The 21901-nt window shown below is 72.2% G+C and carries 19 protein-coding genes; 9 read left to right on the plus strand and 10 right to left on the minus strand.

All coding sequences use genetic code 11. The annotated features are described in order from the left end of the window. Positions 1 to 84: 84 nt before the first annotated feature. From pgl to tkt, 6 genes are all read right to left on the minus strand, one after another. Complete coding sequence (gene pgl, locus ACPYN7_RS07830) at positions 85 to 834, minus strand: 6-phosphogluconolactonase (RefSeq protein WP_424347264.1); 750 nt, start codon at positions 832 to 834, stop codon at positions 85 to 87. Next, positions 831 to 1952, minus strand: a complete 1122-nt coding sequence (locus tag ACPYN7_RS07835; RefSeq protein ID WP_424347265.1) for a glucose-6-phosphate dehydrogenase assembly protein OpcA — start codon at positions 1950 to 1952, stop codon at positions 831 to 833. Before ACPYN7_RS07835 ends, pgl begins: the two co-directional genes overlap by 4 nt. Next, a complete protein-coding gene (gene zwf, locus ACPYN7_RS07840) occupies positions 1949 to 3460 on the minus strand; it encodes a glucose-6-phosphate dehydrogenase (protein ID WP_424347345.1) in 1512 nt (503 codons plus the stop codon). The genes ACPYN7_RS07835 and zwf overlap by 4 nt, the downstream gene beginning before the upstream one ends. 160 nt (positions 3461 to 3620) lie before the next feature. Next, positions 3621 to 5237, minus strand: a complete 1617-nt coding sequence (locus ACPYN7_RS07845) for a glucose-6-phosphate isomerase (protein ID WP_424347266.1) — start codon at positions 5235 to 5237, stop codon at positions 3621 to 3623. Positions 5238 to 5292: 55 nt separating this feature from the next. Then, positions 5293 to 6399, minus strand: coding sequence for a transaldolase (tal, locus tag ACPYN7_RS07850; protein WP_424347267.1), 1107 nt, complete (start codon positions 6397 to 6399; stop codon positions 5293 to 5295). A gap of 82 nt (positions 6400 to 6481) precedes the next feature. Next, complete coding sequence (tkt, locus tag ACPYN7_RS07855; RefSeq protein WP_424347268.1) at positions 6482 to 8617, minus strand: transketolase; 2136 nt, start codon at positions 8615 to 8617, stop codon at positions 6482 to 6484. A gap of 410 nt (positions 8618 to 9027) precedes the next feature. Between tkt and ACPYN7_RS07860 the strand changes: the two genes are divergently transcribed. Beyond that, positions 9028 to 9924 carry a heme o synthase gene (locus tag ACPYN7_RS07860; RefSeq protein ID WP_058874554.1) on the plus strand — a complete coding sequence of 299 codons (897 nt, stop codon included), beginning with the start codon at positions 9028 to 9030 and terminating at the stop codon, positions 9922 to 9924. Positions 9925 to 9995: 71 nt separating this feature from the next. After that, positions 9996 to 10913 (plus strand): dihydrodipicolinate synthase family protein, encoded by a 918-nt coding sequence (locus tag ACPYN7_RS07865; protein ID WP_424347269.1) that lies wholly within the window; start codon positions 9996 to 9998, stop codon positions 10911 to 10913. A 19-nt stretch (positions 10914 to 10932) separates the two neighbouring features. Here the strand turns inward: ACPYN7_RS07865 and ACPYN7_RS07870 are convergent, their stop codons facing one another. The 3 genes from ACPYN7_RS07870 to ACPYN7_RS07880 form a co-directional block, all read right to left on the minus strand. Next, positions 10933 to 11958 carry a COX15/CtaA family protein gene (locus ACPYN7_RS07870; protein WP_424347270.1) on the minus strand — a complete coding sequence of 342 codons (1026 nt, stop codon included), beginning with the start codon at positions 11956 to 11958 and terminating at the stop codon, positions 10933 to 10935. Positions 11959 to 12080: 122 nt separating this feature from the next. After that, positions 12081 to 12863, minus strand: a complete 783-nt coding sequence (locus ACPYN7_RS07875) for an ABC transporter permease (RefSeq protein ID WP_424347271.1) — start codon at positions 12861 to 12863, stop codon at positions 12081 to 12083. Continuing rightward, positions 12860 to 13867, minus strand: coding sequence for an ABC transporter ATP-binding protein (locus ACPYN7_RS07880; protein ID WP_424347272.1), 1008 nt, complete (start codon positions 13865 to 13867; stop codon positions 12860 to 12862). Before ACPYN7_RS07880 ends, ACPYN7_RS07875 begins: the two co-directional genes overlap by 4 nt. Before the next feature lie 274 nt (positions 13868 to 14141). Between ACPYN7_RS07880 and ACPYN7_RS07885 the strand changes: the two genes are divergently transcribed. From ACPYN7_RS07885 to ACPYN7_RS07915, 7 genes are all read left to right on the plus strand, one after another. Then, on the plus strand, positions 14142 to 14927 hold the full coding sequence (locus ACPYN7_RS07885) for a helix-turn-helix transcriptional regulator (RefSeq protein WP_424347273.1): 786 nt from the start codon (positions 14142 to 14144) through the stop codon (positions 14925 to 14927). Continuing rightward, the gene (sufB, locus tag ACPYN7_RS07890; protein WP_368825465.1) at positions 14920 to 16374 is read left to right on the plus strand and encodes a Fe-S cluster assembly protein SufB; all 1455 of its coding nucleotides are present in this window, start codon (positions 14920 to 14922) and stop codon (positions 16372 to 16374) included. Before ACPYN7_RS07885 ends, sufB begins: the two co-directional genes overlap by 8 nt. A 166-nt stretch (positions 16375 to 16540) precedes the next feature. Beyond that, complete coding sequence (gene sufD, locus ACPYN7_RS07895; RefSeq protein WP_058874555.1) at positions 16541 to 17740, plus strand: Fe-S cluster assembly protein SufD; 1200 nt, start codon at positions 16541 to 16543, stop codon at positions 17738 to 17740. A 60-nt stretch (positions 17741 to 17800) separates the two neighbouring features. After that, a complete protein-coding gene (gene sufC, locus ACPYN7_RS07900; protein ID WP_058874543.1) occupies positions 17801 to 18562 on the plus strand; it encodes a Fe-S cluster assembly ATPase SufC in 762 nt (253 codons plus the stop codon). A 38-nt stretch (positions 18563 to 18600) separates the two neighbouring features. Continuing rightward, the gene (locus tag ACPYN7_RS07905) at positions 18601 to 18957 is read left to right on the plus strand and encodes a metal-sulfur cluster assembly factor (protein ID WP_058874544.1); all 357 of its coding nucleotides are present in this window, start codon (positions 18601 to 18603) and stop codon (positions 18955 to 18957) included. A 168-nt stretch (positions 18958 to 19125) separates the two neighbouring features. Beyond that, positions 19126 to 19917 carry a ZIP family metal transporter gene (locus ACPYN7_RS07910; RefSeq protein WP_058875045.1) on the plus strand — a complete coding sequence of 264 codons (792 nt, stop codon included), beginning with the start codon at positions 19126 to 19128 and terminating at the stop codon, positions 19915 to 19917. A gap of 154 nt (positions 19918 to 20071) precedes the next feature. Further along, positions 20072 to 20794, plus strand: a complete 723-nt coding sequence (locus tag ACPYN7_RS07915) for an NYN domain-containing protein (RefSeq protein ID WP_424347274.1) — start codon at positions 20072 to 20074, stop codon at positions 20792 to 20794. Between the two features lie 172 nt (positions 20795 to 20966). Here ACPYN7_RS07915 and ypfJ read toward each other — a convergent pair whose 3' ends face one another. Beyond that, a complete protein-coding gene (ypfJ, locus tag ACPYN7_RS07920; protein ID WP_424347275.1) occupies positions 20967 to 21881 on the minus strand; it encodes a KPN_02809 family neutral zinc metallopeptidase in 915 nt (304 codons plus the stop codon). Positions 21882 to 21901: the final 20 nt, after the last annotated feature.

A 21901-nucleotide genomic window follows, 5' to 3' on the forward strand; every position in this document is an offset into this window, starting at 1 on the left:
GGAGGCCACGGCCTCCGGGAGGAACCCGGGGTCGTCCGCGTCGGAGGGCGGCCCCTCGGCGGCCCCCGACCGGATCCGGCCCGGTCAGCCGTCGAGGGCGTCCCGCGTGACGAGCAGCAGCGTCTCCTCGGTCCCGCGCACCCCGGCGCCGGGCGTGCGCTCGAGCGGGGCGCCGCCGCGGACGGCCGCGACCGCCGCGGCCTTGTCCGCGCCGGCCACGAGGAACCAGACCCGCTGCGCGGCGTTGATCATCGGCAGCGTCATGGTCACCCGCTCCGGCGGGGGCTTGGGGGAGTCGTGCACCCCCAGCACGGTGGCGTCCTGCTCGTGCACGTGCGGCAACCCCGGGAACAGGGAGGCCACGTGGCCGTCGGGGCCCAGGCCCAGCAGGCAGAGGTCGAAGCGCGGGAAGGGCTCCGTCCGGTGCTGCGCGTCGGCCGCGGCCGCGAGCTCGCGCCGGTAGTCGAACGCGGCGTCCTCGGCGGTGCCGAAGTCGTCCGTGCTGCCCACGGGGTGCACCCGGTCCGGGTTCAGGCCCAGCGCCCCGCCCACGGCCCCGACGGCCTGCACGAAGTTGCGCTCCGGGCTGTCCTCGGCCACGAAGCGCTCGTCGGACCACCACACGTCGACGCGCGACCAGTCGACCTCGCCCCGGCGCGGGGAGGCGGCGAGGGCCGCGAGCACCGCGCCGCCCATGCTCCCTCCGGTGAGCACGAGGCCCGCCTCGCCCCGCTCCTCCTGCGCCTCGACGAGCACGTCCAGGACCCGCTCCGCGGTGTCCGCGGCGAGCGACTCCTTGTCCGGGTGGGCGACGGTCTCCAGCTCGGCGCTCATGCGCGCTCCTCCCCGGAGGCCGGGACGGAAGGATCGGCCGGCGGGGCCTCGGCGGCCCCGGTCAGCTCGGCGACCGTGCCGGCGGCGTCCTCGAGCGCCGGCGGCTGCGGCCGGTCGAGGGCCGGGCGGCCTCCGCCGTGGGCGGCCAGGAACCGTGCGGCGCCGGGGGTGTGCTCACCGGTGGTGTCGACCACCTGTGCGACGCGCACGTCCCGCAGCCCGCTGGTGATGACCTCGCCGTAGACCTCGTCCGGGTCCAGCCGGCGGAGCTCCTCGGCGACGCAGGCGTTGAGGTCCCGCACGGGCATGGCGATCTGCTGGTCCGGCTGACCGGGCTGCCGCAGCATCGCCACGGTCCGGCCCGGGCGCTCGAGCACGATCTCGCCGTCGTCCCGGACCAGGGTGACCCGGTCCAGGCGGCGCGGCCCGGCGTTGTTGACGAACGTCACCTCGGCGTCGAGCCGGGTGCCCAGCCAGATGCCGAGCAGCACCACGCTGGGGGAGCGGCCCGAGCCCTCGACGACGACCTCGCGCACGGGCGCGGGCTCCGCCTGGTCCAGGACCGCCGCCAGCTGGATCCGCCAGTTCGTCACCCTCGTCCACGCGAGGTCCGTGTCGCCGGGGACGTAGCGGTCGCTGAGCTCCGCGAGCGTCTCGAAGGCGTCGTCGCTGCGCGCGGCGTCCGTGATCCGCCGGTGGGCGATCCGGGCGATCGACGAGGTGTGCGGCGAGGGCGGCGGCACCTCGTGCGGCCACCACGCGACGATCGGCGCGTCCGGCAGCAGCAGCGCCGAGAACAGGGTCTCCGTGGGCTCGGCGAGCTCGCCGTAGCCGTGCAGCACGATGACCTCGGAGGCGCCCGCGTCACCGCCCATGCGCAGCTGGGCGTCGAGCCGGGTGCTCTCGGCCTGGGAGTGCGAGACGTGCACGAGGATCCGGCACGGGTGCTCGTGGCTCGCGAAGTTCGCGGCCTCCAGCGCCGCCTCGGAGTGCCCGGCCTGGGCGAGGATCACCAGCGTGAGGACCCGGCCGAGCGTCACGACGCCGTGCTGGTCCCGCAGCTGGTTGAGCTTCTTGTCGATGGCCGAGGTGGTGGTGTTCTCCATCGAAACGATCACGGTCGCCTCCAGACGCGTCCGTCGCGGGCCAGCAGCTCGTCGGCGCCGGCGGGTCCCCAGGACCCCGGCGCGTACGGCTCCGGCATGATCTGCTGCTGCTCCCAGCACTCCTCGAAGGGGTCGAGGATCCGCCAGGACAGCTCGACCTCCTCGTGGTCCGGGAACAGCGGTGGCTCCCCGAGCAGCACGTCGAGGATCAGGCGCTCGTAGGCCTCCGGGCTGGACTCGGTGAACGAGTGGCCGTAGCCGAAGTCCATGGTCACGTCCCGGATCTCCGACTGCGTCCCGGGCACCTTGGAGCCCAGCCGGATGGTCACGCCCTCGTCGGGCTGGATCCGGATCACGATGACGTTCTGCCCGAGGTCCTCGTGGCCGTTGTCCCCGAACAGCAGGTTGGGCGAGTTCTTGAACTGCACCGCGATCTCGGTGACCCGCCGGCCCAGGCGCTTGCCGGCCCGCAGGTAGAACGGCACGCCCGCCCACCGGCGGTTGTTGATGTCCAGGCGCAGCGCCGCGTAGGTCTCCGTCCGGGAGTCGGCGGGGATGTCCTGCTCCTCGAGGAAGGCGCGCACCCGCTCGCCGCCCTGCAGCCCGGACCCGTACTGGCCGAGCGAGGAGTGCGCCGCCAGGTCCTCGGGGACGACCACGGAGGCCAGCACCTTGGCCTTCTCCGCGCGCATGTGGTGGGCCTCGAAGGACAGCGGCTCCTCCATGGCGGTGAGGGCCAGCAGCTGCAGCAGGTGGTTCTGGATCACGTCGCGGGCCGCCCCCACGCCGTCGTAGTAGCCGGCGCGGGAGCCGATGCCGATGTCCTCGGCCATGGTGATCTGCACGTGGTCCACGAACTGGGCGTTCCACAGGGGCTCGAACATCTGGTTCGCGAAGCGCAGCGCCAGGATGTTCTGCACCGTCTCCTTGCCCAGGTAGTGGTCGATCCGGAAGACGGAGTCCGCCGGGAACACCCGCTCGACGATGGCGTTGAGCTCCGCCGCGGACTCGAGGTCGTGGCCGAAGGGCTTCTCGATGACCACGCGACGCCAGCCCGAGGCGTTCTCGTGCTGGGCAAGGCCGTGGTCGGCGAGCTGCTGGCAGACGGTCTCGAAGGCCTTGGGCGGGATCGAGAGGTAGAACGCGTGGTTGCCGCGCGTCCCCGAGTGCACGTCGAGCTCCTTGAGCGTCGACTTGAGCGCCTCGTAGGCCTTGTCCTCGTCGAACTCCCCGCGCACGAACCGGACGCCGGAGGCGAACTGGCGCCACACGTCCTCCTGGAACGGGGTGCGGGCGTGGGCCTCGACGGACTCGCGCACCACCTCCCGGAACTGCTCGTGCGACCAGTCGCGGCGGCCGAAGCCGACGAGCGCGAAGGACGGCGGCAGCAGCCCGCGGTTGACGAGGTCGTACATCGCCGGCAGCAGCTTCTTCTTCGCGAGGTCTCCCGTCACGCCGAAGAGCACGAGCGCCGACGGGGCGGCGACCCGGACGAGCCGCCTGTCCCTCGGGTCCCGCAGGGGATTGCGGGCGTTGTTGTCTGGCAACGGAACTCCTTCACGTTCGTGCGGGGCCGCGGCACCCACGGGGGCCTGCACGCACAACGGTCGGCGCGGGGGATCCCGCGCCGACCGTGGCGTGCTCCCAGTCTAGGACAGCGGTCGGGTCGCCCCGACCGGTTCAGCGGCCGAGGGCCTCGACGGCCTCCCGCAGCCGGGCCACGCCGGCGGCGCGGTCGGAGAGCCGCAGCCGCAGCACGGGCCGCCCGTGGTCGGCGAGGACCTGCGCGTCCCCGTCGGCCTGGGCCGAGATGAGCTCGCCGAAGCTGAACGGGCTGTCCGGGATGTCGAGGTCCGTCTCCGAGGCGGCGGTGATCTGCAGGTACACGCCCTCCGCCGGCCCGCCCTTGTGGTACTGGCCGGTGGAGTGCAGGAACCGCGGGCCCCAGCCGAACGTCACGGGGCGGCCGGTGGCGCGGGCCAGGACCGGGCGGATGCCCTCCAGGTCCGCCCACGCGAGCCGGTCGAAGTACGCCTGGACGGACAGGTAGCCCGTCTCCGGCAGCTGCGCGAGCAGCTTGGCCAGGGCGTCCTCCACCGTGCGCGTGCCGTCGAGCAGGTCCTGCGCCCCGCGGATCTCCACGGGCCCGTCCACGACGTCCGCGGCGGTGGGCTGCGGCTTGTCCTCGAGCAGGGCCCGGGTGGCGTTCTTGGCGGACTCCACGTCGGGCTGGTCGTAGGGGTTGATGCCGAGCAGCCGCCCGGCCGCCGCCGTGGCGACCTCCCACAGCATGAGCTGGGCGCCGAGCGAGCCCGAGACCCGCACCACGTCGCCCTCCGGGGCGTCCTCCTCGTCGACGCCCACGAGCTCCACGACCAGGACGTCGGCCGCGCCCGCGGAGGCCTCGGGGGCGTCCCCGGCGCCGACGACGACGGGCAGCACGCCCTTGCCCTCCTTGCCGGTGGACTCCGCGATCAGCTGCTCCGCCCAGTCGGCGAACCCGGCGATCCCGGAGCCCAGGTCCCGGAACACGAGCTTGTTCCGCAGGGGCTGCGTCCCGCCGAGCGCCGCGCCCAGGTGCAGGCCGGGGTTGTCCTCGGCGTCCTCGCGCAGCACCTCGCCGGCCTCGTCGGCGTCGTCGAGCAGGGCCCCGACGTCCACCCCGGCCAGGCCGGAGGGGACCAGGCCGAAGGCGGTGAGCGCGGAGAAGCGCCCGCCCACGGTCGGGTCGGCGGTGAAGACCCGGCGGTAGCCGGCCTCCCGGGCGGACGCCTCCATGGGCGAGCCGGGGTCGGTCACCACCACGATGCGCGAGGCGGCGTCGATGCCCGCGTCCTCGAACGCCCGGGCGAAGACCCGGCGCGCCGAGTCGGTCTCCACGGTGGAGCCGGACTTGGAGGAGACCACGATCGCGGTCCGCTCGAGGCGGTCGGCGAGGGCCGCGGCCACCATCTCCGGGTCCGTGGAGTCGAGCACGAACAGCTCCACGCCCGCGGTGCGGGTGATCACCTCGGGGGCGAGGGAGGAGCCTCCCATGCCCGCGAGCACGAACCGGTCCACCCCCTCGGCCGCGAACTCCTCGCGCAGGGCGACGATCTCGGCGACCAGCGGGCGGGAGACCTCCGCCGCCTCCACCCAGCCCAGCCGCTTGGCGGACTCGTCCTCGGCCGCGGGACCCCACAGGGTGGGATCCTGGGCGAAGAGCTTGGAGGCGAACCTGTCGCCCACCAGCGCGGGCACGTGCCGGTCGACGGCCTCGCGGGCCGCGCCGGAGGTCTGGACGGACAGGGAGCTCATGGGTTCTCCTTCGGGTCGGGCAGCACGGACGGAACTCGGGTCGGGACGGGCGGGCTCAGCGGGCGCCGTCGAGGGCGGCGCGCACGGTGTCGAGCAGCTCCGCCCAGGAGTCCTCGAACTTGGTGAGCCCCTCCGCCTCGAGCTTCTCGACGACCTCGTCGTAGGAGATCCCCACGCCGGCGATCTTGTCCAGGAGCTCGTTGGACTCCGCGTAGGCGCCGGTGACGGTGTCCCCGGTGACCTCGGCGTGGTCGAAGGTGGCCTCGAGGGTCTTCTCCGGCATGGTGTTGACCGTGTTGGGGGCCACCAGCCCGGTCACGTACAGGGTGTCCGGCAGGGACGGGTCCTTCACCCCGGTGGAGGCCCACAGCGGGCGCTGCGGGTTCGCCCCGGCCGCGGCCAGCCGCTCCCAGCGCTCGGTGTCCAGGGACTGTTCGTGGATCTGGTAGGCGAGGCGGGCGTTGGCCAGCCCGGCCTGGCTCTTGAGCGCCTTGGCCTCGTCGGTGCCGATCGCGTCGAGGCGCTTGTCGACCTCGGAGTCCACCCGGGAGACGAAGAAGGAGGCCACGGAGTGGATCCCGGCCAGGTCCTTGCCGTTCTCCAGGGCCTGCTCCAGGCCCAGCTGGTAGGCGTTGATGACCGCGCGGTAGCGCTCGAGGGAGAAGATCAGCGTCACGTTGACGGAGATCCCCTCGGCGATGGTCGCGGTGATCGAGGGCAGGCCCGCCTCGGTGGCCGGAATCTTGATCAGCGCGTTGTCCCGGTCGATGGTCTGGGACAGGCGCTGGGCCATGGCGGAGGTGGCGTCGGCGTCCTGGGCCAGGCGCGGGTCCACCTCGATGGACACCCGCCCGTCCACGCCCTGGGTGGTCTCGGCGATCGGGGCGAAGAGGTCGCAGGCCGCGCGGACGTCATCGGTGGTGATGGCCAGCACGGCCTCGTCCACGTCGGTTCCGGCGGCGGCGAGCTCCTTGACCTGGGCCTCGTAGGCGTCGTGCTTGGCCAGGGCGGCGGCGAAGATCGTGGGGTTCGTGGTCACGCCGACCACGTTCTTCTCGTCGATCAGCTGCTGCAGCCCGCCGGAGGTCAGGCGTTCGCGGGAGAGGTCGTCGAGCCAGATCGAGACGCCGGCGTCGGAGAGCTTCTGGGTGGGAGTGGTCATGTGCGTGTCAGTCCTCGTGCTCGGAGAAAGGTGCTCGGAGAAAGGTGCTCGGGGAAAATGGTCGGTCGGTGCGCGCCGCTGCTCAGCGGCTCGCCGGGGTGGAGGTCCGCGCCGCGGCGAGGGACTCCTGGGCGGCGGCGGTGACGGCCTCGGCCGTGATGCCGAACTCGCGGTAGAGGGTCTCGTAGTCGGCGGACTCCCCGAAGTGCTCCAGGGACACGGCTCGGCCGGCGTCGCCGATCAGGTCGCGCCAGGACATGGCGATCCCGGCCTCCACGGACACCCGGGCCCGGACCTCGGCCGGGAGCACGGACTCGCGGTAGTCGGCGTCCTGGGCGTCGAACCACTCCCGGCAGGGCATGGACACGACCCGGGCGGCCACGCCCTGGGCGGCGAGCTGGTTCCGGGCTTCCACGGCCAGGGCGACCTCGGAGCCGGTGCCGATGAGGATCACGTCCGGGGTGGACTCGGTGTCGGCCAGGACGTAGCCGCCGCGGGCCACACCCTCGGCGGAGGCGAACTTCTCGCCCTCCGCGTCCGGGTGCAGGTCGGTGCGGGCGAAGGTGGGCACGTTCTGGCGGGTCAGGGCGATCCCGGCCGGGCCGTGCCGGTTCTCCAGCATCGTCCGCCAGGCAACCGCGACCTCGTTGGCGTCGGCCGGGCGGACCACGTCCAGGCCGGGGATGGCGCGCAGGGAGGACAGCTGCTCCACCGGCTGGTGGGTGGGCCCGTCCTCGCCCAGGCCGATGGAGTCGTGGGTCCACACGTAGATCGAGGGGACCTTCATCAGCGCGCCCAGGCGCACGGCCGGGCGCTGGTAGTCGGAGAAGATCAGGAACGTCCCGGAGAACGCCCGGGTCTGCGAGGACATGGTGATGCCGTTGACGATCGCCGCCGCGGCGTGCTCACGGATCCCGAAGTGCAGCACCCGCCCGTAGGGGTTGCCGGTCCACTTCTCGGTGGAGCGGGCGGCGGGGATGAAGGAGGCCGCGGACTCGATGGTGGTGTTGTTGGACCCGGCCAGATCCGCGGAGCCGCCCCACAGCTCGGGGAAGGTCTCGGCGATGGCGTTGATCACCTTGCCGGAGGCCGAGCGGGTGGCCACGTCCTTGCCGGCCTCGAAGGTCGGGAAGGCCTCCGCATAGTTCTCGGGCAGCTCCTCGGCGCGGATCCGGTCGTAGAGCTCCGCCCGGTCGGGGTTGGCCTCCCGCCAGGCCTGGAAGTCCTGCTCCCACTGCGCCCGGACCTCGCCCATCGTGTCCTGGATGGAGCGGGTGTGGGCGAGGACCTCGTCGGCGACCTCGAAGGAGGCCTCGGGGTCGAAGCCGAGGATCTTCTTGGTCGCCGCGACCTCCTCGGCCCCGAGCTTGGAGCCGTGGATCCCCCCGGTGTTCTGCTTCTTCGGTGCGGGGTACCCGATGATGGTGCGCAGGGCGATCAGCGAGGGCTTGGTGGTCTCGGCCTTGGCGGCGCGGATCGCGGCGTAGAGCTCCTCGACGTCCTCGACGTAGTCCCCGGTCTTCGTCCAGTCCACCCGGGCCACGTGCCAGCCGTAGGCCTCGTAGCGGGCGGCGACGTCCTCGGTGAAGGCCACGTCGGTGTCGTCCTCGATGGAGATGTGGTTCTGGTCGTAGATCACCACGAGGTTGCCCAGCTCCTGCACCCCGGCCAGCGAGGACGCCTCGGAGGTGATCCCCTCCTGGAGGTCGCCGTCGGAGGCGATCACGTAGACCATGTGGTCGAAGACCGACTCCCCGGCGGCGGTGTCGGGGTCGAACATCCCGCGGGTGTAGCGCTGGGCGTAGGCGAAGCCCACGGCCGAGGCCAGGCCCTGGCCCAGCGGGCCGGTGGTGATCTCCACCCCGGTGGTGTGCCGGTACTCCGGGTGGCCCGGGGTCTTGGACCCCCAGGTCCGCAGGGACTTGATGTCCTCGAGCTCCATCCCGTAGCCGGAGAGGAACAGCTGCAGGTACAGGGTCAGGGAGGTGTGCCCGGGGGAGAGGATGAACCGGTCCCGGCCCGTCCACCGGTCATCACGCGGGTCGTGGCGCATCACCTTCTGGAACAAAAGGTACGCGGCCGGGGCCAGGGACATCGCGGTGCCCGGGTGGCCGTTGCCCACCTTCTCCACGGCGTCCGCGGCCAGCACCCGCACCGTGTCCACGGCACGCTGGTCCTGCTCGGTCCAAGTCAGCTTCTGATCGAGTTCGGTCGTCAAGGTTCGGGGCCCTTTCTGCTGGGAACCGCTGCCGTGCGCAGCGGGTGCCGGTTGCCGGCCGGCGGTTTGGGTCCAGCTTAGGTCACGCGCATTTCGGCCGTGTGACCGACGGCACCGGCCCCGGGGGTCCCGGGGCGCCCTTCCCGTCATGTCCGGAGCGGGAACGGGCGCCGCCACGCGCTATGCTGTATAGGACCTTCTTCCGCGCCCGCGAGCTGCCGCGCCGACCGCACCCTCGTGCCGGCGACGCACCGACTCCGGGCCGTCCTCGCGCACGGAGCCGGGGGAGAACCACCGCAACCGGGAGCAATGATTCTGTGAACTCACTCGAGACGTCGGGACCCGCAGGACGAACCGTCCTCGGCACCGGGCACACGGGTGTGGCGGTGGACCCCCGCCCCGAGGGACGGATGACGGCCTCCCGCAAGCTGCGGGCGTACGTGGCCCTGATGAAGCCGCGCATCATCGAGCTGCTGCTCGTGGCCACCGTGCCGACCATGATCTTCGCCCAGCAGGGCATGCCGAACCTGTGGCTCATCCTCAACACCCTCGTGGGCGGCACGCTCGCGGCGGGCGCGGCCGGCGCCTTCAACTGCTACATCGACCGGGAGGAGGACCGGGTGATGAAGCGCACGGCCAAGCGCCCGCTCGTCACCGGGGAGGTCACCGACCGCGAGGCCCTCGTCTTCGCGTGGTCGCTCACGGCCGTGTCCGTCGCCTGGCTCACCCTCGGCGTCAACGTGCTCGCCGGCGTCCTGGGCGCGGTGGCCATCTTCCTCTACGCGGTCTTCTACTCGATCGTGCTCAAGCGCCGCACCGCCCAGAACATCGTCTGGGGCGGGGTCGCGGGGTGCATGCCGGTGCTCATCGGGTGGGCCGCGGTCACGGGCGGCCTCGACTGGCCCGCGCTCGTGCTGTTCCTCTTCATCTTCCTGTGGACCCCGCCGCACTACTGGCCGCTGTCCATGAAGTACGCCGACGACTACTCCCGCGCCGGGGTCCCGATGCTGGGCGCCGTGGCCGGGGCCCGCACCGTGGGCAGCCAGGTGGTCCTCTACGCGTGGGCCACGGTGGTGTGCTCGCTGCTGCTGGTCCCCGTCGGCGGCGCCGGCTGGGTCTACGCGGTGACCGCGCTGGCCTCGGGCGCGTGGTTCGTGGGCCACAGCCACAAGCTGCACGCGCTGGCGGTGGCCGGCCGGCCCACGGACAAGCAGGCCATGTACGTCTTCCACGGCTCCATCGCCTACATCACCTTCGTGTTCCTGGCCCTCGCCGTGGACCCGTTCGTGGGCGGTCCCGTCCTCTGAGCCCGCGGGGTCCGGCCGGACCCTGGGCGGCCCCGTCCGGCCCGGGGACCCGCCGGACCTAGGATGGTTTCATGCTCAGCATGACCTTCACCGGGCTCGTCGCCTACCCCATCACCCCGTTCCAGCAGGGCGGCCGCCTGGACCTGGAGTCCTTCGAGCGCTATGTCGGCCGGCTGGTCCGCACGGGCGTGGACGCCGTGGTGGTCCTGGGCAGCTCGGGCAGCTTCGCCTACCTCTCCGGGGAGGAGCGGGCCGAGGTCGTGGGCGTCGCCGTGGAGGCCGCCCGCGGCTCCGGGGTGCCGGTGGGGGCGGGGATCTCCGCGATGACCACCCGGGAGGTCCTGGAGATGGCCTACGCCGCCGAGAACGGCGGGGCGGACGGGCTCGTGCTCAACCCGCTGTCCTACATCCCGCTCGTCTCCCAGGAGATCGCGGATCAGGTGGAGACGGTGGCGGCGTCCGTGTCCCTGCCGCTGTGCATCTACAACAACCCGACGACGACGGGCTTCACGTACCCCGTGGAGCTCGCCGCGGAGCTGTCCTGGCTGGAGAACGTCAACGCGTTCAAGGACACCGCGGACTCCCCGCAGGACCTCGCCGCCCGCCGGAGCCGGTTCGCCGAGCTCGCGGAGCCCGGGACGGCCCACGGGGTGAGCGGGGAGCGGCTGCTGCACGAGGCGGCGCCGGACGCCGCGGCCTGGCACTCCGGGATCGCCGCGGTCCTGCCGCGCCAGTACGCCGCCTTCCGCGCCGCCGTCGTCGCGGGCGACGACGGCGAGGTGCGCACGTGGCAGGCGGCGCTGACCCCGCTGATGGAGATCCTCCGGCAGGAACGGCCCCTGAGCTCTCTCTACGCCCTCGCCGAGGTGTGCGGTGTCACCACGGCCCCGCCGCGGCGACCCCTGCTGCCGATCCCCTCGGCCAGCCGGCAGCGCCTGGCCCAGGCGGTCGAGGAGCTGCTCGACGAGGCGCCCGACGAGCGCGTCTGACGGGCGCGCCTGACGGGCCTCAGCCGCGGGCCGGGGCCCCGGCAGAGCGGGCAGGGTCCGCACCCCGCAGCACCGGGTCCGGGGTGCGGGTGACCGCGAAGCCCTTCTCCACGGTGCGCGCGGTGGCCCAGATCAGCGCCGCGGAGCCCACCAGATGCAGCGCCACCGCCACGATCGGCACGCCGTTGAAGTACTGGTAGTAGCCGATGAGCGCCTGCAGGACCAGGACGGCCAGCAGGCCGTTGAGGCTCGAGGCCAGGGGGACGGGCCACCGGTGCCGGCGGGCGAGCACCATGCCCAGGACCACGGCCACCACGATCAGGTACACCGGCACCGCGTGGGCCCGGGTGATGAGGTACGCGTCGAAGGCGTGCCGGGCGGTGGAGTCGTCCCCGGCGTGCGGGCCGGTGCCGGTGACGAGGGTGCCCAGGTAGAGGATCAGCGCGCTGAGCACCGCCAGGCTCACCATGAGCACCCGCACCGTCCGGCGCTGCCCGTAGGCCTGGCCGGGCCGTTCCGCGTCCCGCACGGCGGGCAGCGAGCGCCGCCGGGTGCGGTTGACCAGCACGGTGGCCAGGGCGATCATCGCCCCGGAGATCAGGTAGTGGATCCCCACGATCCAGGGGTTGAGCCCGGTGAGCACGGTGATCCCGCCGACCACGGCCTGCAGCGGGATGCCGAGTCCCAGCAGCAGGGCGATCCGGAAGAGGTCGCGGTGCTCGTGGCGCAGCCGGAGCACCGCCAGGAACGTCAGCACCGCCACGGCGGCCAGCAGGAACGTCAGCAGCCGGTTGCCGAACTCGATGAGGCCGTGCATGCCCATCTCGGGGGTGTTCGTCCAGGACTCGTCCGTGCACCGGGGCCAGGTGGGACAGCCCAGCCCCGACCCGGTCAGCCGCACGAGCCCGCCGGTGAGGATGAGCACGGAGTTCGCGAGCAGCGACGCGACGGCGAGCCACCGCACCCACGGGGTGATCCGGGTCGGCAGCAGGACGCTGCCGCTCGCACGGACGTCGACGTCGCTGGGGTCGCTGGCGCGGTTCATGAATTCACTTCCGGACGGGGTCGGTGCGGTGGGATCTCGCCGCCCAGTTTATCCGGGCTCCCGGCCCCTCGTGTCCCGCCGGCCGGGTCCGCGGTCCGGGCGCCCGGTCCGGGGCCGGCGGCTCAGCTCCAGCGGAACCAGCGCACCGCCCCGGCCCAGGCGGCGGCGGCCCAGACGGCGAGCACCAGCACCGGCAGCGGCGTGGGCGCCCCGGTGAGGAACGTCTCGCGCAGGGCGGTGCCCAGCGCGCCCGAGGGGAGCAGCTCCACCGCCCAGGAGAACCCCGCCGGCAGCGTGCCGGCGGGGAAGAGGGTGCCGCCGACGGCGGCGAGCAGCACCCACACGAGATTGGTCACGGCGAGCGTCGCCTCGGCGCGCACCGTCCCGGCGAGCAGCAGCCCGAGCCCGGTGAACGCCGCGGCGCCGAGCAGCAGGACCGGCACGGAGAGGAGCACGGCGGCCGCGTCCGGGCGCCAGCCGAGGGCCACGCCGAGCGCGGCCACCAGCACGTACTGCACCACGAGCACGGCGACGATCGCCAGCAGCTTCCCGGCGATCAGTCCGCCGCGGCCCAGGGGAGTGGTGGAGAGGAAGCGCAGGACCCCGTAGCGGCGGTCGAAGCCGGTCTGGATGCCCTGCCCCGAGAACGCGTTGGAGAGCACGCACAGCGCCAGCACGCCGGGCACGGCGACGTCCACGCGGGCCGCGCCGGCCGGGACGGCGGCGTCGAGCAGGTCGGTGAGCGTCAGGGCCACGAGCGCCATGAGCGGCAGGATCAGCAGCAGCAGCAGCTGCTCCCCGTTGCGCAGCATCGCCAGGGTCTCGTAGCGGGCCTGCGCGGCCACCCGGCGCGTCAGGGAGGCGGGGGCCGGGTGCGCGGCGGTCGGCGGGGCGGGTGCGGTCATCGGATCTCCCGTCCGGAGATGTCGAGGAAGACGTCCTCGAGGGTGCGCGGCTGGAGGGACAGCGACTCGGGCATCGTGCCGGTGGTGGTGAACCACCGGGTCACGGCCTCGAGCATCGGGGGAGTGAGCGCGCCGGTGAGCGTCACGGTGCGGCCGGCGCGGCTGGTGCGGACGTCCTCGAAGCCGGGGCCGTCCCACGGGAACGGTCCCGCGCCGAGCTGCTCGGGGGCCAGCGTCAGCACGAGCACGGCGGGGGCGTCGGCGCCGGGGGCGACCAGCTCCGCCACGGATCCCTGGGCCATGACCCGGCCGTGGTCCACGATGTAGACCTGGTCGGCGAGGCGCTGGGCGTCGTCCAGGAGGTGCGTGGTGAGGATGATGCACACGCCCTCGCGGCGCAGCTGCTGGACGAGGTCGAAGACGATGTTGCGGGACTGCGGGTCCATCCCCGCCGAGGGCTCGTCGAGGAAGAGGACCTCCGGGTTCCCGGCCAGGGCCGCCGCCAGGGCCACACGCTGGCGCTGGCCGCCGGAGAGCCGGCGGACCACGGTGCGGTCGAAGCCGTTGATGCCGAGCAGCTCCACGAGCTCGTCCATGTCCCGGGGGCTGCGGTACAGGGACGCCACGTGCCGCAGCAGCTCCAGCGGGCGCACCGCCTGGGGGAGCCCGCCGTCCTGGAGCATCACGCCCACCCGGGCGCGCAGGTCGGGACCGGCCCGCCACGGGTCCTGGCCCAGCAGCCGCACCGTGCCCGCCGAGGGCCGCTGCAGCCCCTGGGCGCACTCCAGGGTGGTCGTCTTGCCCGCCCCGTTGGGCCCGAGCAGCGCCGTGATCTCGCCGTGCCGCGCCGTGAGGGAGAGGTCGTTGACGGCGTGCACCGCGTCGGCGCGGGTGGCCCCCGGCCCGCCGGGGCGCCGGGAGCGGCGGCGGCGGACGGGGAACTCCTTGACGAGGCGCTCGATCGACAGTGCGGGCGAGGACGCGGGGGGACTCTGGGCGGGCACCGGACCAGTGTAGTGCGGCGCGCCCGCGGATCCGCCCCCTTGGCCGCGCCGCCCCGGGAGGTTATTATGAGTAAGTCGTGATTTGGCCGGACCGACCGGTAAGGCTCCACTTACTGGTCAGGCCGGAATGAATTACGACATACTCCGGTTGTGTATTAAGAGCGCCCCGACCGGGTCGCACGCTGCACCACGAGAACTCCCACCTCGACATCCCCAGCTCGACATTTTCGACCTCGATGACCTCCACGTCGATCAGGAAGCGAACGGTTCACCCATGACCCAGACCACGGACGCCCGGAGCGGGACCCGCTCCGGCCCGCGGGCGGAGCAGGAGGAGAACACCCGCTCGCGCGTGCTCGGTGCCGTCCTCGAGCACGGCCCGGTCTCGGCCGCCGACCTCGGCGAGATGCTCGAACTGACCCCCGCCGCGGTGCGCCGCCACCTGGACGCCCTCGAGCAGCAGCACTTCATCGAGGTCACCATGGTCCGCCGCCCCAGCGGGGGCGCCGGGCGCCCGGCGCGCCGCTACGTCGTCGCACCCGAGGGCCACGCCAAGCTCGGCGACGACTACCTCGAGATCGCGACCGACGCGCTCGAGGCCATCCGCCGCATCGCGGGCCCCGACGCCGTGCGCTCCTTCATCCAGGACCGGGTGAACCGGCTGGAGGCGTCCTACCGCCCCGAGGTCGAGGCCGCCGGCGACGAGGTCGCCGAGCGCCTGCCCGTCCTGGTGCGGCTGCTCAGCCGGGACGGCTTCGCGGCCTCCACGAACGAGGTGGCCGTCGGCCGCGGGGAGTCCCGCACCATCGTCTCGGCGCAGCTGTGCCAGGGGCACTGCCCCGTGCGGGAGCTGGCCGCCCGCTACCCGCAGTTCTGCGAGCTGGAGACCGAGCTCATCGCCCGGCTGCTCGGCACGGACGTGCGCCGGCTCTCCACCCAGGCCGCCGGCGCGCACGTGTGCACCACGCACGTGCCCCTCGCCCGTCCCGCCGCGGCGCCCGCGGACCCGACCACAGGCCAGACCACAGACCAGACAACAGAGGAAGGCCGTCATGACTGAACAGATCGCCAGCGGCAACGACACTGTCATCGCCGACATCCTGGAGAAGAACCCGGAGCTCGAGGGCATCGGCACCTACGAGTACGGCTGGGCCGACTCCGACGTCGCCGGCGCCTCCGCGCGCCGCGGGGTCGACGAGGACGTCGTCCGGGACATCTCCGCGAAGAAGAGCGAACCGCAGTGGATGACCGACCTGCGGCTGAAGGGCCTGAAGTTCTTCGACCGCAAGCCCATGCCCACCTGGGGCGCGGACCTGTCCGGCATCGACTTCGACAACATCAAGTACTTCGTGCGCTCCACGGAGAAGCAGGCCGCCACCTGGGAGGACCTGCCCGAGGACATCCGCAACACCTACGAGAAGCTCGGCATCCCCGAGGCCGAGCGCGGCCGGCTCGTCTCCGGCGTCGCCGCCCAGTACGAGTCCGAGGTCGTCTACCACCAGATCCGCGAGGACCTGGAGGAACAGGGCGTCATCTTCCTCGACACCGACACCGCGCTCAAGGAGCACCCGGAGATCTTCGCCGAGTACTTCGGCACGGTCATCCCCGTGGGCGACAACAAGTTCGCGTCCCTGAACACGGCCGTGTGGTCCGGCGGCTCCTTCGTCTACGTCCCCAAGGGCGTGCACGTCGAGATCCCGCTGCAGGCCTACTTCCGGATCAACACGGAGAACATGGGCCAGTTCGAGCGGACGCTGATCATCGCGGACGAGGACTCCTACGTCCACTACATCGAGGGCTGCACCGCGCCGATCTACAAGACCGACTCGCTGCACTCCGCCGTGGTGGAGATCATCGTCAAGAAGAACGCCCGCGTGCGCTACACGACCATCCAGAACTGGTCGAACAACGTGTACAACCTCGTGACCAAGCGCGCGATCGCCCACGAGGGCGCCACCATGGAGTGGATCGACGGCAACATCGGCTCGAAGGTCACCCAGAAGTACCCGGCCGTCTACATGACCGGGGAGCACGCCCGCGGCGAGACCCTCTCGATCGCGTTCGCCGGCGAGGGACAGCACCAGGACACCGGTTCCAAGATGGTGCACATCGCCCCGAACACGTCGTCGTCGATCGTCTCGAAGTCCGTGGCCCGCAACGGCGGCCGCGCCGCCTACCGCGGTCTCGTGCAGGTCCGCGAGGGCGCGAAGGGCTCGAAGTCCAACGTGGTCTGCGACGCCCTGCTGGTGGACACGATCTCCCGCTCCGACACCTACCCGTACGTCGACATCCGCGAGGACGACGTCACCATGGGCCACGAGGCCACCGTCTCGCGCGTGTCCGAGGAGCAGCTGTTCTACCTCATGCAGCGCGGGATGGCCGAGGACGAGGCCATGGCGATGATCGTGCGCGGCTTCGTGGAGCCGATCGCCCGCGAACTCCCCATGGAGTACGCGCTCGAACTCAACCGCCTCATCGAACTGCAGATGGAAGGATCCGTTGGCTGACATGACCAAGCTGAACGAAACGATTCGCAACGCCACGGAGGCCGCCGCCTCCGCGGCCACCGCGGTGGCCGACAAGGCCGTCGGCGCGGCCAAGGACGCCTACGACAACCTGGGCGAGAAGGTCGACGGGGTCCCCACCGGGGACGCGCGCGTCGCCATCCCGGGCATGGACGTGGAGGGCGAGACGCTCTCCGCGGAGCACTCGAAGACCGAGACGCTCGTGCGGCACACCGCCCACGGCGACATCTCCGGCGTGCCCGACTCCTCCCGTGCCGGTCGGCGCACGTCCTACGACGTCGCCGACTTCCCGAAGCTCACGGGCAAGGAGGAGGACTTCCGGTTCACCCCGCTGAAGCGCCTCAAGGGACTGCACGCCGACGCCCTCACCGGCCCGGCGCCCGCGGTGACCGTCGACTCGGACACCGTGCGCGTCGAGACCGTGGGGCGCGACGACGCCCGCATCGGCAGCGCCGGCGTCCCCGAGGACCGGCTCTCCGCCAACGCGTGGAGCAGCGTGGCCGAGGCCACCGTGCTGACCGTGCCGCAGGAGGCCGAGGTGACCGAGCCGGTCGTCGTCGACATCCACGGCACCGACGCCGCCCCGGCCGCCCAGCACCTCGTGATCGACGCCCAGCCGTTCTCCAAGGCCCTCGTGGTCCTGCGCCACCACGGCTCCGCCGTGCTCTCGCAGAACGTCGAGTTCCGGGTCGCCGACTCCGCGAACCTGACCGTGGTGACCCTCCAGGAGTGGGACGACGACGCCGTGCACGCCTCCTCCCAGCAGGCGCGCCTCGGGAAGTCGGCCACGTTCAAGCACGTGCTCGTCTCCCTGGGCGGCGACCTGGTGCGCGTCACCCCCTCCACCCGGTTCGACGCCCCGGGCGGCTCCGTGGAGATGTACGGGCTGACCTTCGTGGACGCCGGCCAGCACCTGGAGTCCCGGCTGTTCGTGGACCACTCCCAGCCGAACTGCACCTCGCGGGTGACCTACAAGTCCGCGCTGCAGGGCGAGAACGCGCACGGGGTGTGGGTCGGCGACGTCCTCATCCGCGCCACCGCGGAGGGCACCGACACCTACGAGCTCAACCGCAACCTCATCCTCAACGACGGTCCGCGGATGGACTCCGTGCCGAACCTGGAGATCGAGACCGGCCTGATCGCCGGTGCCGGCCACGCCTCCACCACGGGTCAGCTGGACGACGAGCACCTGTACTACCTCATGTCCCGCGGCATTCCCGAGGACGAGGCGCGGCGGCTCGTGGTCCGCGGGTTCCTCTTCGAGATCATCCAGCAGATCGGTGTCCCGGACATCGAGGAGCGGCTGCGCGGGGCCGTCCAGGACGAGCTCGCCTCCGCGAACTACTGACCCCCTCCCGCACCGCACCCTTTACGACCACAGACTTTTTCGACCACAGGAGAACCATCCATGGCAACTCTCGAGATCAAGGACCTGCACGCGTCCGTCGTGCTCGACGACGAGACCACCAAGCCGATCCTCAAGGGCGTGAACCTCACGATCCGCTCCGGTGAGGTCCACGCCATCATGGGCCCCAACGGCTCCGGCAAGTCCACGCTGGCCTCCACCATCGCCGGCCACCCCAAGTACGTCGTCGACTCCGGCGAGGTGCTCCTGGACGGCGAGAACGTCCTGGAGATGTCCGTGGACGAGCGCGCCCGTGCCGGGCTCTTCCTGGCCATGCAGTACCCGGTGGAGATCCCCGGCGTGACGACCTCCAACTTCCTGCGCACGGCCAAGACCGCGATCGACGGGGAGGCCCCCTCCCTGCGCACGTGGACCAAGGACGTCAAGGCGGCCATGGAGCAGCTGAAGATCAGCCCCGACATGATCCAGCGCAACGTCAACGAGGGCTTCTCCGGCGGCGAGAAGAAGCGCCACGAGATCCTCCAGCTCGAGCTGCTCAAGCCGAAGATCGCCCTCCTGGACGAGACCGACTCCGGCCTCGACGTGGACGCGCTCAAGGTCGTCTCCGAGGGCGTCAACCGCGCCCTGGAGACCAACGACATGGGCATCATGCTCATCACCCACTACACCCGCATCCTGCGCTACATCAAGCCGCAGTTCGTGCACGTGTTCCACGACGGCCGCGTGGTGGACGAGGGCGGTCCCGAGCTCGCCGACCGGCTCGAGAACGAGGGCTACGACCGCTACCTGGCCCCGGCCAAGTAGGCGGAGCCGACCCACCAGCTTTCGAAAGGAGGCCAGCGATGGCCGACACCCCTGCTGAGACCACCGCCGATCCCGCGGCCGCGGGCCGGCCCTCCGCCGAGGAGGTCGAGGAGGCGCTCAAGAACGTCATCGACCCCGAGCTCGGCGTCAACATCGTGGACCTGGGCCTGCTCTACGGCTCCAAGTGGGCCGAGGACGGCGCCCTGATCCTCGACATGACCCTCACCACGGCCGCGTGCCCGCTGCAGGACGTCATCGAGGAGCAGTGCGCGCAGAACCTCGACCCGATGGTGGACGAGTGGCGCGTCAACTGGGTCTGGATGCCGCCGTGGGGTCCCGAGCGGATCACCGAGGACGGCCGCGACCAGATGCGGGCCCTGGGCTTCAACATCTGAGCGGCTCGTCCCCGCACCACGGCGGCGGCCCGCCCACCTCGCACCGAGGCGGGCGGGCCGTCGTCGTCGTCGTCGTGCCGGCCCTGTCAGTTCCCGTGCCCCGACATCTCCATCAGTAACCTTCCGGATTGTGGGTGCAGAACCGGGTCTCGCTCCTACACTGCCGTCATGGGCCAGACCGTGCTCTTCGGGATCGTCGCCTCCAGCGCCCTCGTCATCGGGGCGCTGGTCGGAGTGCGCTTCGAGCTGCCCAAGCGCGTGCTCGCCATCCTGCTGTCCTTCGCCGCCGGCGCCCTCATCACCGCGCTGGCCTTCGAGCTGTTCGAGGACGCCTACGAGCGCGGCGGCCTGCCGCTGGCCGTCGTCGGGCTGTTCGCCGGCGCCGTGGTCTTCACGGCTCTGAGCGCCCTCCTGGACCGCTGGGCGCAGCCGGGCCCCCGGGCCGAGGACGCCGAGAAGCAGGAGGGCAGCGCCAAGCTGGACACCGATGCCGCCGCGGACCGGAAGGCGCCGACGGCGGCCTCCGCGAGCGGCGGGGCCGGGCTCGCCCTGCTGGCCGCCGTCACCCTCGACGGCGTGCCCGAGAACGTGGCCCTGGGCGTCTCCCTCACCGAGGGGACGGGCGGGCTGGCGCTGCTCGCGGCCATCTTCGTGTCCAACCTGCCCGAGTCCCTGGTCGGCGCCGCCTCGATGCGCGAACAGGGGATGTCCCGGGGCAAGGCCGTGCTGCTCTGGACGGTCTGCGGCGTGCTCCTGGTGCTGGCCGTGCTGGTCGGCGCCGGCCCGCTGGCCGGCAGTGATCCCGAGACGATCTCCCTGCCGCTGGCCTTCGCCGCCGGCGCCGTGATCGCGTCCCTGGCCGACACCCTGATGCCGGAGGCGTACGAGCACGGCGGCCCGGCGGTGGCCCTGAGCACCGCGTCGGGCTTCGCGCTGTCCTTCGCCCTGTCCCTCGCCTGAGCACCCCGCTCGTGAGCGTTCTGCTCCTGAGTCCCCTGCACGGGAGCACCTTGTCCTGTGCGCCCTGCTCCGGAGCACCCCGTGCGGGTCCTCGAGGTCGTCCTGCCGCGCGTCCCAGGGAACGCCCGGACCCCGTCCGTGGCAGAGTCGAGGCGTGAACACCGACGAAAAGCGCATCGCCCTGCTCATCGACGCCGACAATGCCCCGGCGGCCAAGATCGACGTGGTCCTCGCCGAGGTGGCCCGCCACGGCGCCGCGAACGTCCGGCGCGCCTACGGCAACTGGAAGAGCCCGCACCTGCAGCAGTGGGAGGCGGTGCTGCACGCGTACGCGATCCGCCCGATCCAGCAGTTCGCCTACAGCACCGGCAAGAACGCCTCGGACATGGCCATGGTGATCGACGCCATGGACCTCCTCTACGCCGGATCGGTCGACGGCTTCGCGATCGTCTCCAGCGACGCCGACTTCACGCCGCTGGTCATGCGGATCCTCACGGACGGGCACAAGGTCTACGGCTTCGGCCAGCGGCAGACCCCGGAACCGTTCATCAACGCCTGCTCGCAGTTCACCTACGCGGAGAGCCTGGGGGAACCCGCCGAGGAGAAGCCCGGGGAGGCGCCGGCGGCCGCCCCGCAGCAGGCGCTGCGCGGGGACGCGCGGCTGGTCCGGATGCTGCGCAGCGCGGTGGACGCCGCCAGCGGCGACGACGGCTGGGCGCACCTCGGCGCGGTCGGCCAGCAGATCGGCAACCAGGCCTCCTTCGACTCCCGCAACTACGGGTACCGCAAGCTCAGCGACCTCATCGAGGCCACCGGGCTCTTCGACGTCCGCCGGCAGAACCCGGGGGTCCAGGTGCGGGACAGCCGTCGCCGCTGACCCGCGACGGTGCACCCGTCTCGGCAACCCGAGGTGGATGCACTGTCATCACGCCGACCACCGTCGATTCCCCCGGGATCTCGCAGATCCCCCGGATCGATCGGGGGGAGATGCGAGCTCCTGGGGGACTCGGCGCAGGGAGGCCCAGGGTGGCACTGGGCGTGTGCGAGGGTCAGCGGGAGAGGGCCGGCGGGGCGTTCAGGTCGCGGGCGCTGAAGGTGTCGCAGGCGTCGAGGTCGCCGGTGCGGTAGCCCGCGTAGAACCACAGCTGCCGCTGGGTCGAGGCGCCGTGGGTGAAGTTCTCGGGGCTGACCCGGCCCTGGGTGGTCTCCTGGATGCGGTCGTCGCCGATGGCGGAGGCTGCGTCCAGGGCCTGGTCGAGCTCCTGCTGGGAGATGTCGCCCAGGTCCACGGCCCCGGAGGAGTCCCCGGCGGCGCCGCCAGCCCACAGCCCGGCCAGGCAGTCGGCCTGCAGCTCGACGCGCACGGCCCCGGACTCCGGGCCCTGCGGATCCTGCTGGGCGTAGCCGAGCGTGCCGATCTGGTTCTGGATGTGGTGGCCGAACTCGTGGGCGAGCACGTACTCCTCGGCCAGCGGGCCGCCCTCGGCGCCGAACTGGGTCTGCAGCTCGTCGAAGAACGCGATGTCCAGGTAGGCGGTCTCGTCGGCGGGGCAGTAGAACGGGCCCACGGCCGAGGTCGCGGCACCGCAGCCGGTGTTGGTCTGCCCCTCGAACAGCTGCACGCCGGGCATCACGTACTGCTCACCCGTGGCCTGCGGCAGGTAGTCCGTCCAGAACTGGTCGAGGCTCTGTGCGGTGGCGATCATCCGGCAGTCGGTGTACTGGTTCGCGTCCGCACCCGTCCGGCAGCGCTCCGCCCGCTCCTGCTCCACGGCCGTCTGCGAGCCGGTGTCCTGCCCGCCCCCGCCGGTGATGGCGTCGATGCCGTCCTGGCCGAAGAGCAGGCCCACGACCAGCAGCAGCAGGCCGCCGCCGAGCCCGCCGCCCACGGCGATCCCGCGTCCGCGCCCGCCGCCGCTGCCGACGCGCGAGGCGTCCAGCTGAGAACTGTCGTCGAAGCTCATGGCTGAAGTGTAAGCCGTCT

It is taken from the genome of Kocuria sp. CH-021 (genome assembly GCF_049716185.1).
Taxonomy (GTDB): domain Bacteria; phylum Actinomycetota; class Actinomycetes; order Actinomycetales; family Micrococcaceae; genus Kocuria; species Kocuria cellulosilytica.

Bases quoted from the DNA above. Each gene is read 5' to 3' on its own strand.
- pgl (WP_424347264.1), bottom strand. From the start codon at position 834: ATGAGCGCCGAGCTGGAGACCGTCGCCCACCCGGACAAGGAGTCGCTC.
- ACPYN7_RS07845 (WP_424347266.1), bottom strand. From the start codon at position 5,237: ATGAGCTCCCTGTCCGTCCAGACCTCCGGCGCGGCCCGCGAGGCCGTC.
- tal (WP_424347267.1), bottom strand. From the start codon at position 6,399: ATGACCACTCCCACCCAGAAGCTCTCCGACGCCGGCGTCTCGATCTGG.
- ACPYN7_RS07860 (WP_058874554.1), top strand. From the start codon at position 9,028: ATGACGGCCTCCCGCAAGCTGCGGGCGTACGTGGCCCTGATGAAGCCG.
- ACPYN7_RS07865 (WP_424347269.1), top strand. From the start codon at position 9,996: ATGCTCAGCATGACCTTCACCGGGCTCGTCGCCTACCCCATCACCCCG.
- ACPYN7_RS07870 (WP_424347270.1), bottom strand. From the start codon at position 11,958: ATGAACCGCGCCAGCGACCCCAGCGACGTCGACGTCCGTGCGAGCGGC.
- ACPYN7_RS07875 (WP_424347271.1), bottom strand. From the start codon at position 12,863: ATGACCGCACCCGCCCCGCCGACCGCCGCGCACCCGGCCCCCGCCTCC.
- ACPYN7_RS07885 (WP_424347273.1), top strand. From the start codon at position 14,142: ATGACCCAGACCACGGACGCCCGGAGCGGGACCCGCTCCGGCCCGCGG.
- sufB (WP_368825465.1), top strand. From the start codon at position 14,920: ATGACTGAACAGATCGCCAGCGGCAACGACACTGTCATCGCCGACATC.
- sufD (WP_058874555.1), top strand. From the start codon at position 16,541: ATGGACGTGGAGGGCGAGACGCTCTCCGCGGAGCACTCGAAGACCGAG.
- sufC (WP_058874543.1), top strand. From the start codon at position 17,801: ATGGCAACTCTCGAGATCAAGGACCTGCACGCGTCCGTCGTGCTCGAC.
- ACPYN7_RS07905 (WP_058874544.1), top strand. From the start codon at position 18,601: ATGGCCGACACCCCTGCTGAGACCACCGCCGATCCCGCGGCCGCGGGC.
- ACPYN7_RS07910 (WP_058875045.1), top strand. From the start codon at position 19,126: ATGGGCCAGACCGTGCTCTTCGGGATCGTCGCCTCCAGCGCCCTCGTC.
- ypfJ (WP_424347275.1), bottom strand. From the start codon at position 21,881: ATGAGCTTCGACGACAGTTCTCAGCTGGACGCCTCGCGCGTCGGCAGC.